Origin of the sequence: Psychrobacillus sp. FSL K6-1267 (genome assembly GCF_038003265.1) — a bacterium.
Taxonomy (GTDB): Bacteria; Bacillota; Bacilli; order Bacillales_A; family Planococcaceae; genus Psychrobacillus; species Psychrobacillus faecigallinarum.
In genome coordinates this window covers 2671355-2686313 of the sequence record NZ_JBBOOR010000001.1, presented here as the reverse complement: position 1 = coordinate 2686313, position 14959 = coordinate 2671355, and the positions used below count along the sequence as shown (strand labels likewise).

Sequence of the window (14959 nt, the reverse complement as noted above, 5' to 3'; positions counted from 1 at the left end):
ATGTACCTCCAATAAAAGTAATGCTACTTTTATTGTATAGGTAAATTTAAAAAAAGGCGAATAGTAGTTACGTCTCTACGGAGGAAAAATAATGAAAAGACAAATCATCGACACAATCGAAAGCTATGACAAAATTATTATACATCGTCATGTTAGACCCGATCCGGATGCATATGGCTCTCAAATTGGTTTAAAGGAACTTATCGCATTAAATTATCCAGACAAAAAAGTTTGGGCAACGGGTACTCATGAAAGTACTTTAGATTTTCTAGCAAAACCAGATTCTGTTTCAGACGAGGATTTTAAGGATGCACTAGTTATTGTGACCGATACTGCAAATACAGAGAGAATCGATGATAGCCGTTATAAACTAGGTAGTTTTTTAATCAAGATAGACCATCATCCTAACGAGGATGCTTATGGAGACCTATTATGGGTAAACACAGAGGCTAGTTCTGTAAGTGAAATGATTTGTGAGCTTTATGAAGAAGCGAAGGAATATAAGGGGTGGGAGTTAGATGCTTCTATTGCTCGATTGTTATACGCAGGTATTGTAGGCGATACTGGTCGATTTATGTTCCAGAGCACTACCGAGCAAACAATGTTTTATGCTGGTAAGCTTCTGTCTTATGGGTTTGACCGAACTACTTTGTTCAATGAAATGTATGAGGTAGAGAGTAACATGCTTCAGCTAAAAGGTTATATCTATGCCAATTTCGAAATGGAAAATGGTGTAGGGCATATGAAACTTACAAAAGAGTTGCTGAATAAATATCAAGTAGCAGAATCTGAGGCTTCCTTATTGGTAAGTGCCTTGTCAGACGTGAAAGGTATGAAATGCTGGGTATTTTTCATCGAGGACGAGAAGGAAATTCGGGTACGATTACGTTCCAAGGGACCGATTATCAATGAAGTAGCGAAGAAGTATGGTGGTGGAGGACATCCTTTAGCCGCGGGTGCAACCGCTTATTCATGGGAAGAAGCAGAGCGGGTAATAGAAGATTTAAAAAAAGCTGTAAATTGAGGTGGTTTGAATGCAAACAGTATATCCCCAAATTGTAACATCAGCGGATATGCTGAAAAGTACAATTCAATTGGAGCAGCTCGTTGAAAAGCTGAAAAAGAATAATACAAAGGTAGCAGCCATTACAAACAGTAAGTTGTATGGTGTGTTGCCTTTTTGGCATACGCTCATAAAAAATCAAATCCAACCCGTGATCGGACTAACTTTAAAAGTCCAGTTAGACTACAGTCCGGTATCAATAGTTCTATATGCGGAAAATAACAAAGGGTATGAGAATATCTTGAAAATTTCAAGTGGTATGGAAACAAGAGAGCTAGATTTACTTCCAAAAAAGTGGCTTCATGCCTATAAAGAAGGAATCATAGCAGTTTATAAAGCAGATTTGTTATTTTCCAAGGATTCTCTTGAGGAACTGAAATCTATATTTACTCCAACCTATTTGTTTGTTGGCGTAGAACGACCAAGCGGCATTGAAACAGAGGAAGAGAAAGCGATTAGAAAAACCTGTGGAGAGGAAAATATTAAGCTTACTGCTTATCATGAATGTCGCTATGTTGAGAAGGATGATGCCTTTGCATTTGAAGTTTTAAATGCTATGGATCAGTCCGTAAAAATGTCTGATTTTCAAAGGAAAAAACCTCAGCCTGATTCACATTTGCTTTCCCATGAGGAGTGGCAGGAATGGTTTACAGACGTGCCTGAATGGCTGTCGAACACAAAATTAATGCTAGAGCGATGTATGGTTGTTTTTGATAAAAAGAAGCATATAATGCCGAAGTATCCATTGCCGGCCGACATTACAGCTAAGGATTACCTAACTCTCCAATGTGAGGAGGGACTGAAGGCTCGTATTCCTCATTACACCCATGACTATACAGTAAGACTACACTATGAGTTAGACGTCATTAGTCAAATGCAATATGAGGATTATTTTTTAATCGTTCAAGATTTTATGAAATTTGCAAGGCAGTCAAATATTCTAACCGGACCGGGAAGGGGCTCCTCCGCCAGCTCTCTTGTAGCTTACACATTGTATATTACGGATGTAGACCCTCTTCCATATGGACTTCTGTTTGAACGCTTTTTAAACCCAGAACGTATTACTATGCCTGATATTGACATTGACTTTGCTGACTCGAAAAGAATGGACGTTGTACGCTATGTAGCAGAAAAGTATGGTCAAAACTATGTTTCTCAAATTATTACATTTGGTACGTTATCCGCCAAAGCAGCTGCTCGTGAAGTAGCGAGAGTGTTTGGCTTTGAATCCAGTACATTAGAGGCAATCTCCTCGTTTATCCCTTCAAAGCTAGGAATCACCTTAAAAGAGGCTTATGATCAATCATCAAAATTACGTGAGTTCATCCAAACAGAAGATATACGAAAAAAATGGTTTGATGTTGCATTGAAATTAGAAGGATTACCTAGAAACGCTTCCACCCATGCAGCTGGAGTTGTGTTGTCACCAATGCCTCTTGTGGACATTGTTCCTATACAAAAAGGGCATGAGGATATCTACCTTACTCAATGGCCAATGAAGGAAGTAGAGGAAAAGGGTCTGTTAAAAATGGACTTTTTAGGTTTAAGAAATTTGACCATTATGGAGCGAATACTAAATTCCATTCATTATAAAAAACAGAGCTTTTCTTTGAAGGAAATACCGTTCAACGATGAGCAAACGTTTCGCTTATTGCAAAAAGGAGATACAACAGGAGTGTTCCAATTGGAATCGAGTGGTATGAGGGGTGCACTAAAGCAAATTAAACCAACTAGATTTGAGGATATTGTGGCAGTGAATGCCTTATACCGTCCAGGCCCAATGGAAAGTATTCCTCTGTATGCTAAGCGTAAGCTTGGGCACGTGCCAGTCACTTATGAGCACCCTGTTTTAGAGCCAATACTGAAAGAAACATATGGTATTATTGTTTATCAAGAGCAAATTATGCAGATTGCCTCTCAAATGGCAGGTTTTACATTCGGTGAAGCTGATTTGCTTCGTAGGGCAGTTAGTAAAAAAAACCGTGAAGTATTGGAAAAGGAGCGCAGCCACTTTGTTCATAAGGCAAAACAGCTTGGACATCAAGAGCAGGCTGCCACCTCTGTTTATGATTTAATCGTCCGTTTTGCAGATTATGGCTTTCCTAAAAGTCACGCAGTTGCTTATAGTGTAATCTCTTATCAAATGGCCTATTTAAAGGCCCACTACCCTTTAGAATTTTATGGTGCTTTATTAAGTACTGCTATAGGCAATCAGGATAAGATCAATCAGTTAGTTCTAGAAATGAAGCAAAAGCAAATTTCGGTATTACCACCATCAATTTTTAAAAGTCAATCAACCTTTACGGTGGAGCAAAATGGTATTCGTTTTGGCTTACAGGCAGTAAAGGGAATATCTTATCCTTTCACCCAAAAGCTACTACAGCAAAGACAAAGAAGATCTGCTAAGTGGGAAGATATTTTTGACTTAGCTACTGATTTATCAGCCGTTTTTTTTACACGTAAAAATATAGAGCCACTTGTGAAGGCTGGAGCATTGGATGATTTCGGAGTAGAGCGTTCCACATTATTGGCTACTATTGATGCCGCAGTAAAATATGCAGAGCTTGTCAGTCCTACTGAGGAAACAGATTTATTTGAAGGAGACTCATCACCTTTTGGCAAATCTAAATATATTAAAACGGATCCATTACCAGTAATGCTAAAGCTTCAATTTGAGAAGGAAGTACTTGGCCAATATTTCTCAGAGCATCCTACGGTCTCCAAGAAAAAAACAAACGACAAGGTGCAGCATATATGGGATATAATGCAATCCTCTAAGGACTCCTTTGTACATGCTATTGGAATGATACAAGAAATTAGAAGAATTCGGACTAAAAAAGGAGAGGCAATGGCCTTTGTCACAATTCAGGATGACACTGGAAACATTTCAGTAACTCTTTTTCCGGAGGAATACGCTAAGTTTAATGCAATATTAAAAGAACAAGCCATCATTTTAGTGGAGGGCAAGAGAGAGAGCAGAAATAATAGAATTCAGGTTATCGCTAAAAATATTACACTCTACTAAACGAACCAACAGTCTGTATGCATTATTACAAACTATCGACAAAGATAATGAGAGTACAATCTCTCGATTATCTTTGTCTTTTTTATTTAAGGGAATCATTAGCTTAGCTAGCATTTATGATTATTTTTTAATGTTACGCTACTAAACTTATGTGGAAAATTACAAAGCAGGATATGAACTTAAAAACTTGAATACTTATACGTCACAAATTAAGCAAAATTTATAAAAAAAGTTGGAATAGCTTCTAATTCAGAAAATTCCAGAAGAAATGACTTTCTTATAAAAAATAGACAGTACATTGTTACATATGCAATTTTTCCTTTACGTTTAAGAAAAATTTATGTATCCTATTATTTATAAGTGGTCAGACCACTTTGTAATTAATGGAAGAGTGATGGTGGATGGATTCAAATAATAACTCTAGAAAAATGTTTTCAGAAATTGTAAAACAGTTGAGGCAGTTAATCCACGATGAAAAAATTCCTGTAGGTGGTAAATTGCCATCTGAACGAGAATTAGCAGAAAGGCTTCAAGTTGGTAGGTCTTCAGTAAGAGAAGCATTAAGAAGCCTAGAGCTACTTGGTTTAATAGAAACGAGAAGAGGCGAAGGGACCTTTCTTTCAGATTATCGAAAGCATCAATTAGTTGAGTTGTTATCCACTTTCATCTTGCCAGAATCCAAATCAAAGGAAGATGTACACACAACTAGAGCATCGCTCGAAAAAGATGCTATCAGACAGGTCTGCCATTCGGATAAACTTCATAAGCTATTAATTTGGGATGCATTTATCGAAAAGTTACTAAAGGAAGAAGTGCTTAGGGAAGATATTATTAGAGAAATTTTAATCATTTCGAATAATCGCCTTGGCTTAAAAATATGGTTTTTATTGAAACAATACGGTGGAGAGCCTTATCGTAGCTACATGACTTTAGAAGAGAAAGGAATATGGACTCTACTGCTAGAATGTATAAAGCTAGGAGATGAGCAAAAAGGAATTTCTCTTTTTGAGGATTGGCTATTGTTACTAAACAGGGGAGATGTTTAAATGAGCATTCGAGATATATTTAGAAAGAATCAGAAAAGAAAATATGCCACGATACCATCGGAGAAGGCAAAAAATGATGTTCCAGAAGGAATAATGGTTAAATGTCCTGAGTGTAGAAAGAATGTGTTTACAAAGGACTTGATGAAAAATCTAAAAGTTTGTCCTTCCTGTGATCATCATATGAAAATGACAGCTCAAGAACGAATTGAAATTTTTCTAGATGAAGACACATTTGTATCAATGGATGACCATCTAGAAACGGTTAACCCTTTAAATTTTCCAGGCTACACAGAAAAGGTAAAATCAGATTCCAATAAGACGGGACTAAACGAGGCTGTCTTAACCGGTGTCGGAAAGCTACAAGGACAAACGATAGTTGTTGCTGTGATGGACTCTCACTTTAGAATGGGCTCTATGGGGTCAGTGGTAGGAGAAAAGATTACAAGAGCTGTTGAAAAAGCTACAGAGCTAAAAGTTCCTTTCATTATTTACACAGCAAGCGGTGGAGCAAGAATGCAGGAAGGTGTACTATCCTTAATGCAAATGGCGAAGACGTCTGTCGCTTTGCGTAGACATAGTGATCATGGATTATTATATATATCTATCTTAACTCATCCAACTACCGGGGGGGTTTCAGCGAGCTTTGCTTCAGTAGGAGATATAAACTTGGCTGAACCAAAAGCTTTGATAGGCTTTGCTGGAAGAAGAGTAATTGAACAAACAGTTAGAGAAAAGCTTCCGGAAGATTTCCAAACTGCCGAATTTTTAATGGATCATGGTCAGCTTGATGCAGTAGTCCATCGAAAGCAAATGAGAGATACAGTAGCGAATTTAGTTAATCTACACGTGCAGAAGGAGGTTATCACATGGTAAAGGTACTTCCGTTTGAGGAGCCAATTGTTCAGTTAAAAAGTAAAATCGAAGAGATTAAAGATTATACTGCGACTGCAGAGGTAGATATGTCTACTGAGATAGAAAATCTTGAAGAACGTCTTAGAAAGCTGGAAATAGAGATTTATGAGAACATGGAGCCTTGGGACAGAGTACAGGTTGCTCGTCACCCAAGCCGACCTACTACAAGTGATTATATTCAGCAAATATTTACGGATTTCATCGAGCTGCATGGTGATCGCTCATACGGTGATGATGCGGCCATTATTGGTGGCATTGCGTTATTAAATGGGAATCCCATCACAGTTATTGGACACCAACGTGGCCATGATACGAAAGAAAATATTAAAAGAAATTTTGGAATGCCCCATCCGGAAGGATATCGAAAAGCTTTACGTTTAATGAAGCAAGCGGAAAAATTTAATCGACCTATCATTTGCCTTATTGATACAAAAGGTGCCTATCCAGGCAAGGCGGCAGAAGAAAGAGGTCAAAGTGAAGCCATTGCAAGAAACTTAGTAGAAATGGCTGGTTTAAAAGTGCCGGTTATTAGCATCGTTATTGGTGAAGGTGGTAGCGGCGGAGCATTGGCTTTAGGCGTTGCGAATCATATCCATATGCTTGAAAACTCTACGTATTCAGTTATATCTCCTGAGGGAGCAGCATCAATTCTTTGGAAAGATTCTTCACTTTCCAAGCAGGCTGCAGAGGCTATGAAAATTACTGCCCCGGATTTAAAACAAATGAACATCATTGACACAATCATAAAAGAAATACATGGTGGTGCTCACAAGGATTTAGAGACACAAGCTCAGTACATGAAGGAAGCTATTATTCAATCTCTTCGAGAACTTTCGAAGCTATCTCCAACTGAATTAGTGGATGCAAGGTACAATAAATTTAAACAAATTGGTAAGTATAAAGAAAATGCGTCTAACTAGACGCATTTTTTTTGAAAGCATTTCGTGTTAAGCTTATAGTAAATATAGCTAGGTTGGAGGGATTAATGTGAAGCGTATAGGTGTATTGACAAGTGGTGGAGATGCTCCGGGCATGAATGCTGCTATTCGTGCGGTAGTAAGAAAAGCTATTTATGAAGGGGTAGAAGTTGTTGGTATTTTACATGGATACCAAGGATTGATCGAGGGGAAGATGGAAAAGCTTGATTTAGGCTCCGTAGGTGATATTATCCAACGTGGAGGAACAAAACTGTATTCTGCTAGGTGTCCAGAATTTCGTACAGAGGAAGGACAAAAAAAAGCTATTGAACAGCTAAAGGCAAATAATATCGATGGCCTTGTTATTATTGGAGGAGATGGCTCATATAGAGGTTCGATGACCTTGACTAAGAACGGTTTCCCATGTGTCGGAATTCCAGGGACAATTGATAATGATATTCCTGGCACAGATTATACATTAGGTTTTGATACTGCCCTTAACACAGTCATTGAATGTATAGATAAAATTCGAGATACCGCAACTTCTCACGATCGTACTTTTATCATTGAAGTTATGGGAAGAGATGCTGGTGATTTAGCTTTATGGGCAGGGCTTGCGGGCGGTGCAGAAACTATAATTGTGCCCGAAGTAGAGATGAAAATAGAAGAAGTAGTGGAACGTTTAGAAAGCGGAACTGCACGTGGGAAAAAACACAGTATTATCGTAGTAGCAGAAGGAGTCATGAGTGGACAAGATTTTGCTCTAAAACTTAAGGAACATGCTAATATTGAGACGAGAGTTTCTGTTCTCGGTCATATTCAACGTGGAGGTTCTCCTACGGGAAGAGACCGTGTCCTTGCGAGTTTATTTGGAGCGAAGGCCGTTGAGGTTTTAATGGCAGGTCATGGAGGACGTGCAATTGGAATCCAAAATCATCAAGTGGTAGACTATGATATGACGGAAGCATTTGAAAAGACAGAGGTATTTGATCAAAAGATGTATCAATTATCTAAAGAGTTATCTATCTAAACAGACTACATAATTTCAGCAATAGGAAGGATAAGATTATGAGAAAAACTAAAATAGTATGTACTATCGGTCCCGCAAGTGAATCAGAGGAAACTTTAGAAAAGTTAATTGAGGCAGGAATGAACGTTGCCCGTTTAAACTTTTCTCATGGTAGTCATGAAGAACATGCCGGAAGAATCGAACGCATCAAAAAAGTATCTAAAAAGCTAGGTAAAATAGTTGGGATATTATTGGATACAAAAGGTCCAGAAATTAGAACTCATAAGATGGAAGGTGACGCTATCGAATTAGTCACTGGTCAGTCTATTGATATTTCTATGACGGAAGTGTTAGGTAACACAGAGCGTTTTTCTATTTCCTACGAAAAGTTAATAGAAGATGTACAGGAAGGCTCTATTATATTATTGGATGATGGACTAATCGAGCTAGTTGTTCAGGGAATTGATTCGGAAAATGGAATCATTCATACGTATGTTCAAAATGCTGGAACATTGAAAAACAATAAAGGTGTGAATGTACCAGGAGTCTCTGTGCAATTACCAGGTATTACAGAAAAAGACGCAAAAGATATTCTTTTTGGTATCGAGCAGGATGTAGATTTCATCGCCGCTTCTTTTGTTAGAAGAGCAAAAGATGTACTGGAAATCAGAGAATTATTAGAGAATAACAATGGATCTCACATTCAAATCATCCCTAAAATTGAAAACCAAGAAGGCGTAGATAATATTGATGAAATTATTGAAGTATCTGATGGGTTAATGGTTGCAAGGGGAGACCTTGGAGTAGAAATTCCTGCTGAGGAAGTTCCTTTAGTTCAAAAATCTCTTATCCAAAAATGTAATGAAGCAGGAAAACCAGTTATTACGGCGACTCAAATGTTGGACTCTATGCAAAGAAACCCGAGACCAACTCGTGCAGAAGCAAGTGACGTAGCAAATGCGATTTTAGATGGAACAGATGCCATCATGCTTTCTGGTGAGACAGCAGCAGGCCTTTACCCACTAGAGGCGGTTCAGACAATGGATAAAATTGCAAGACATACAGAAAATGCAGTAGATTATAGAGCGAATGTTACTAAGTTGAGTAAGGCTCGCGATGTAAACCTAACGGATGCTATAGGCCAAGCAGTTGCTCATACTGCTATCAATTTAAAGGTGAAGGCAGTTATAGCTCCTACAGAAAGTGGACATACTGCTAAAATGATCTCTAAATTTAGACCGGGGGTTCCTATTATAGCTGTAACTTCAACTGTGAAACCTTCTAGAATGCTTACACTAGTATGGGGAGTTTATCCTATTGTTGGTAAAAAAGCTTCCTCAACAGATGAAGTGTTAGAGATTGCTGTAGAAGAAAGTATTCTGCAACATTATGTAACTCATGGTGACCTAGTTGTTATCACTGCTGGTGTTCCAGTAGGCCAAGCTGGAACTACTAATTTAATGAAAGTTCATGTTATTGGTGATATGGTCGCTAAAGGTCAAGGTATTGGTAAGAAAACTGCCTTTGGTAAAGCAATTGTTGTTCAAAATGCAAAAGAACTAGAAGGCCAAGATACGAGCGAAAGTATTATCGTAACGATAGGTTCTGATAAGGATATGGTTCCTGCTATTGAAAATTGTAGAGGATTAATCACAGAAGAGGGTGGCTTAACTAGCCATGCTGCTGTGGTTGGCTTAAGCTTTGGAATCCCTGTAGTTGTTGGTGTTGCCGACGCGACTAAACTTATTGAAAATGGTCAAGAACTAACGCTTGATGCTGAAAGTGGAGTTATTTATAACGGTCAAGCAAGTATTATTTAAAACCTAAACAAGTGCCTCACATAAAGTGGGGCACTTGTTTTATAATTAGTATAGAAGAGAGGAAGGTGACTGTATGAAATGGATTATAGGCTTATTTGTGGTAGTTCCTGCAATTGAGTTATATATATTACTTTTAGCTGGGAAGTCTATTGGAGCATTTAACACCTTACTATTGATCATTGCCACTGGAGTTATTGGTGGTTTTGTAGCCAAAAGACAAGGTATGAAAGCATTCAGGGAGGTTTCTGATAGTGTTAAAAACTATCAAGCACCAGGCGAATCAGCTATAAATGGAATCAGCATTTTTTTAGGAGCAATATTAGTTGTACTTCCAGGGTTTATATCAGATATCCTTGGTTTTTTGCTGCTGTTCTCACCAACAAGAAAATTATTTAAGCCTCTTTTTTATAGATGGATTCGTAAGAAAATGAAAAAAAATCAAATTATCGTGATGAAGTCTTCATAGAACCTCCCCATTTGTTTGCGATTAAATAAATAAAGGGACTAAACAGGATGCCAATAAAGCCGAAAATTAATATTGCCGCTGCACTTAAGAAAAAAACATGAACTGCTTTTATTTGCATGGAGGCCGACCAAAGGAAATTATCTACGATATGTCTAGTCAACTGAACAAAAATATAAAGCAATAAAATTATACTGCCAAACAGTTTAGCATCCAGTAAAAAGAAGTAAATAGCCATAGGTATTAAAATAATACCTGTCCCTAGAAATGGTATGCTATCGACTAAAGATATTAAAAAAGCATTTTTTATAGGGTTATGTAAGCCAAGTACACTGAAGCCAGTGGCAAGTAGCACAAAAGTTAGAAGTAAAAGCTTCACTTCCACACCTAAAAAGCTATTAACGACTTCCGAAGACTTAATCACTGTTTTATGAAAAAAATCTCTCGTTTTTATTGGAAAATAGATTAGAAACCAAAGTCTGTCCTTCGTTGACTCATATAAAGAAAAAAAAAGCCCGATACTAAAGAGAAGTATTTCGAAAATATAAGTTGGTAGATGCGTTAGATTAATCAATAAATTATTTAAAATAGTGTCTAGCAACTCTTGAAGCTTATCTTCAAACATAAGAAAAATTGGATGATTTTGTAAATCATCGAATGGTAAGTATAAAAGATGGTCATGAATTAGCGGGATTAGTGTAACCAAAGATTGGAAAATAAAGAATACAAACAACAGAAAACTACTTAATATAATTATCTCTGTTAACAATACACTCACGAAAATTGGAAGTTTAAGCTTTTTATGAAAGAAATTAGATGTTGGGAAAAGCAAGTATCCACACAAAATAGATAACGTTAATGGGTACGCTATAAAAAGGATTAGCAGAATGACTCCTATAGGTATCCAGTAAGATATAATATCTTTCTTGTTCATTTGAAAAGTAACGAGTTTCATCCATTCTTTTATTAGGATAATTTAATTGAAAAGTTATTTTTTAATAATTTTAAGCGTTTTCATTCACAAAATAGCCAAAATTGATTATAATACGAGAGTAAGCATTTTGAAGGTACATATTAAATGCAGGTAAATCTCCATATTACGAGATAGGTAGATGGATAAATTTTACTGTAGAAGGGGAGATAACAAATGACGTCAACTCGTGGTTTAGAAGGAATCGTAGCGACTCAGTCATCGATTAGCTCTATTATAGATGACACACTTACATACGTCGGCTATGATATCGATGATTTAACGAATAATGCAAGTTTTGAAGAGGTTGTATACCTACTTTGGCACAAACGTCTGCCAAATGCTTCTGAACTAGCAGAATTAAAGCAACAATTGGCTGATAACATGGCAGTTCCTCAAGAAGTTTTGAATCATTTCAAGACTTATCCAATTGATAAAGTTCACCCAATGTCAGCACTAAGAACGGCTGTATCTATGCTAGCATTATATGATGATGCTGCTGAGGATATGTCCGAAGAAGCAAACTACCTAAAAGCTATTCAATTACAAGCTAAAATGTCTACATTAGTAACTGCATTTTCTCGTGTACGTAAAGGATTAGAGCCGGTAGCTCCTAAAACAGATTTAGGCTATGCTGCTAACTTCTTGTACATGCTTTCAGGTGAAATGCCAGAAGAAATTGAAGTTGAAGCTTTCAACAAAGCTTTAGTACTTCATGCAGATCATGAGTTAAATGCTTCTACATTTACTGCACGTGTTTGTGTAGCAACCTTGTCTGATATCTACTCAGGAGTTGTTTCAGCTATCGGAGCTCTTAAAGGGCCACTTCACGGTGGAGCTAATGAGCAAGTGATGAAAATGCTAACTGAAATTGATACTCTAGATAACGTTGATAGCTATATCCAAGATAAATTAGATAACAAAGTTAAAATTATGGGCTTTGGTCACCGTGTATATAGAAAAGGAGATCCACGTGCAAAACACTTACGTGAAATGTCTCAAAAACTTACAACACTTCGTGGTGAATCTAAACTTTATGATATGTCAGTACGTATTGAAGAAATCGTTACTGGTCAAAAGAACTTACCACCAAATGTAGATTTCTATTCTGCATCTGTATACCATTCATTAAATATTGACCATGATTTATTCACACCTATTTTTGCAGTTTCACGCGTTTCTGGATGGGTAGCTCATATTCTTGAGCAATATTCGGACAACCGATTAATTCGTCCTCGTGCAGAATATGTTGGACCAGGAATGCAAAAATATATTCCAATTGAAGAACGATAATATTAATTGTTTGTAAAAGATTAGGGCTAAACACTCCTGTGTTATTGGCCCTATGATTATGATAGTAGGAGGAAATATACATGACATCTGGTAAAATTACAGTAGAAAACGGTGTACTTAACGTACCAAACACAGCAATCATTCCATTTATTGAAGGTGACGGAACTGGTCCTGATATTTGGGCAGCAGCTTCACGTGTATTAGAATCAGCAGTAGAAAAAGCTTATAACGGAGAAAAGAAAATTGAGTGGAAAGAAGTTCTTGCTGGACAAAAAGCATTTGACCAAACTGGTGAATGGTTACCTCAAGAAACTTTAGATGTTATCAATGAGTACCTAATCGCTATTAAAGGTCCTTTAACTACACCAATTGGTGGAGGAATCCGTTCATTAAATGTGGCACTTCGCCAAGAACTAGATCTATATACTTGCCTACGCCCAGTTCGTTATTTCACTGGTGTTCCATCTCCAGTTAAACGTCCTGAAGATACAGATATGGTTATTTTCCGTGAAAATACAGAAGATATCTATGCTGGTATCGAATATGCAAAAGGTACAGACAATGCGAAGAAACTAATCGACTTCTTACAAACAGAGTTTGGTGTTAAGAACATCCGTTTCCCAGAAACTTCTGGTATCGGTATTAAACCAATTTCTGAAGAAGGTACTAAACGTTTAGTGCGTGCTGCATTAAATTACATCATTAAAGAAGGTCGCACTTCTTTAACATTAGTACACAAAGGTAACATCATGAAGTTTACTGAAGGAGCTTTCAAAAACTGGGGCTATGAAGTAGCTGAACAAGAGTTTGGTGACAAAGTATTTACTTGGAACCAATACGACAAAATTAAAGAAGAACAAGGTACTGAAGCAGCTGATAAAGCTCAATCTGAAGCACTTGCAGCTGGTAAAATCTTAGTTAAAGATTCAATCGCTGATATCTTCTTACAACAAATTTTAACTCGTCCAAAAGAGTTTGATGTAGTGGCAACTATGAACTTAAATGGGGATTATATCTCTGATGCACTTGCTGCACAAGTTGGTGGTATTGGTATCGCTCCAGGAGCTAACATCAACTACGTAACTGGACATGCTATTTTTGAAGCTACTCATGGTACAGCTCCAAAATATGCAGGTTTAGATAAAGTTAACCCATCTTCAGTAATCCTTTCAGGTGTATTAATGCTTGAGCACCTTGGCTGGAACGAAGCTGCTAAACTTATCATGGACTCAATGGAAAAAACAATTGAATCTAAAGTTGTAACATATGACTTTGCTCGTCTAATGGATGGTGCTAAAGAAGTTAAATGTTCGGAGTTTGCTGACGAATTGATTAAAAATCTTTAATCTGTAGTAATGAAATTTGGTTTAACAAGAGAGAGGATTCTATCCTCTCTTTTCTAATTTGGACAAAAGGAGAGTTACGACATGACAATGAAACGTAATAAAATCTCAGTTATTGGTGCCGGATTCACTGGAGCTACTACAGCATTTTTACTAGCTCAAAAAGAACTAGGAGACATCGTGTTAGTCGATATTCCTCAAGCTGAAAACCCTACTAAAGGAAAAGCGTTGGATATGGCAGAAGCTGGCCCTGTCCAAGGGTTCGACGCTAATATTATTGGAACTTCCAACTATGAGGATACAAAAGACTCCGATTTAGTTATTATTACAGCTGGTATTGCACGTAAACCAGGGATGAGCCGTGACGATTTAGTTCAGACAAACCAAAAAGTAATGAAAGGTGTCACAGGTGAGATTGTTAAATATTCGCCTAACACAACAGTTCTAGTGTTAACTAACCCAGTAGATGCAATGACGTATACTGTTTTCAAAGAATCAGGATTACCTAAAGAAAGAGTTATTGGTCAATCAGGAGTGCTTGATACTGCACGTTTCCGAACTTTTGTTGCTCAGGAGTTGAATCTATCTGTTAAAGATGTGACCGGCTTTGTACTTGGTGGCCACGGAGATGACATGGTTCCTCTTGTAAGATACTCCTATGCTGGAGGTATTCCCTTGGAAAATCTAATCGATGCAGAGCGCTTAGAAGCGATTGTAGATCGCACTCGTAAAGGTGGCGCAGAAATTGTTAACCTTTTAGGGAACGGTTCTGCATACTATGCACCAGCTGCTTCCCTAGTAGAAATGGCAGAGGCTATCTTAAAAGATCAAAAACGTGTTCTTCCTTCTATCGCATATTTAGAGGGCGAGTATGGAATGGAAGGAATATATCTTGGAGTGCCAACTGTACTTGGAGCAGGCGGTATCGAAAAAATTATTGAGTTGGAGTTAACAGAAGAAGAAACGACTTTGTTAAACAAATCTGCTGATACTGTAAAAGCTGTCATGAAGATTTTAAGTGAATAATCATAGCAAAAACGAGCGAGATTAAATTCTCGCTCGTTTTTGTGGCTATAAGATATGCAACATTTAACTCGT

Annotated in this window: 12 protein-coding genes; 11 read left to right on the top strand and 1 reads right to left on the bottom strand. The window is 37.4% G+C overall.

Annotation, left to right across the window (positions count from 1 at the left end):
* Positions 1–91: 91 nt before the first annotated feature.
* From MHB55_RS13660 to MHB55_RS13625, 8 genes are all read left to right on the top strand, one after another.
* Positions 92–1024 carry a DHH family phosphoesterase gene (locus MHB55_RS13660; RefSeq protein ID WP_340863435.1) on the top strand — a complete coding sequence of 311 codons (933 nt, stop codon included), beginning with the start codon at positions 92–94 and terminating at the stop codon, positions 1022–1024.
* Between the two features lie 10 nt (positions 1025–1034).
* On the top strand, positions 1035–4088 hold the full coding sequence (gene dnaE / locus MHB55_RS13655) for a DNA polymerase III subunit alpha (RefSeq protein WP_340863434.1): 3054 nt from the start codon (positions 1035–1037) through the stop codon (positions 4086–4088).
* Positions 4089–4489: 401 nt separating this feature from the next.
* On the top strand, positions 4490–5134 hold the full coding sequence (locus MHB55_RS13650; protein ID WP_154310399.1) for a FadR/GntR family transcriptional regulator: 645 nt from the start codon (positions 4490–4492) through the stop codon (positions 5132–5134).
* Positions 5135–6007, top strand: a complete 873-nt coding sequence (accD, locus tag MHB55_RS13645) for an acetyl-CoA carboxylase, carboxyltransferase subunit beta (RefSeq protein ID WP_144535400.1) — start codon at positions 5135–5137, stop codon at positions 6005–6007. It begins immediately after the preceding gene.
* Positions 6001–6966: an acetyl-CoA carboxylase carboxyl transferase subunit alpha gene (gene accA, locus MHB55_RS13640; RefSeq protein ID WP_144535402.1), complete on the top strand. Its 966-nt coding sequence runs from the start codon at positions 6001–6003 to the stop codon at positions 6964–6966. The genes accD and accA overlap by 7 nt, the downstream gene beginning before the upstream one ends.
* Positions 6967–7033: 67 nt before the next feature.
* Positions 7034–7993: a 6-phosphofructokinase gene (gene pfkA, locus MHB55_RS13635; RefSeq protein WP_144535403.1), complete on the top strand. Its 960-nt coding sequence runs from the start codon at positions 7034–7036 to the stop codon at positions 7991–7993.
* Positions 7994–8031: 38 nt separating this feature from the next.
* Positions 8032–9792: a pyruvate kinase gene (pyk, locus tag MHB55_RS13630; RefSeq protein ID WP_144535405.1), complete on the top strand. Its 1761-nt coding sequence runs from the start codon at positions 8032–8034 to the stop codon at positions 9790–9792.
* Between the two features lie 73 nt (positions 9793–9865).
* Positions 9866–10258 carry an FxsA family protein gene (locus tag MHB55_RS13625; protein WP_144535407.1) on the top strand — a complete coding sequence of 131 codons (393 nt, stop codon included), beginning with the start codon at positions 9866–9868 and terminating at the stop codon, positions 10256–10258.
* Here MHB55_RS13625 and MHB55_RS13620 read toward each other — a convergent pair.
* Entirely contained in the window at positions 10236–11189 is a 954-nt protein-coding gene (locus tag MHB55_RS13620) for an AI-2E family transporter (protein ID WP_229654040.1), read from the bottom strand. The two genes, MHB55_RS13625 and MHB55_RS13620, sit on opposite strands and share 23 nt — an antisense overlap.
* A 213-nt stretch (positions 11190–11402) precedes the next feature.
* On the opposite strand from MHB55_RS13620, the gene citZ reads away from it, so the two are divergent.
* From citZ to mdh, 3 genes are all read left to right on the top strand, one after another.
* Positions 11403–12518, top strand: coding sequence for a citrate synthase (gene citZ, locus MHB55_RS13615; RefSeq protein WP_144535411.1), 1116 nt, complete (start codon positions 11403–11405; stop codon positions 12516–12518).
* An 80-nt stretch (positions 12519–12598) separates the two neighbouring features.
* Positions 12599–13864, top strand: a complete 1266-nt coding sequence (gene icd / locus MHB55_RS13610) for an NADP-dependent isocitrate dehydrogenase (protein ID WP_144535413.1) — start codon at positions 12599–12601, stop codon at positions 13862–13864.
* 81 nt (positions 13865–13945) lie between these two features.
* The gene (gene mdh / locus MHB55_RS13605) at positions 13946–14887 is read left to right on the top strand and encodes a malate dehydrogenase (RefSeq protein ID WP_144535415.1); all 942 of its coding nucleotides are present in this window, start codon (positions 13946–13948) and stop codon (positions 14885–14887) included.
* The last annotated feature ends 72 nt before the right edge of the window (positions 14888–14959 follow it).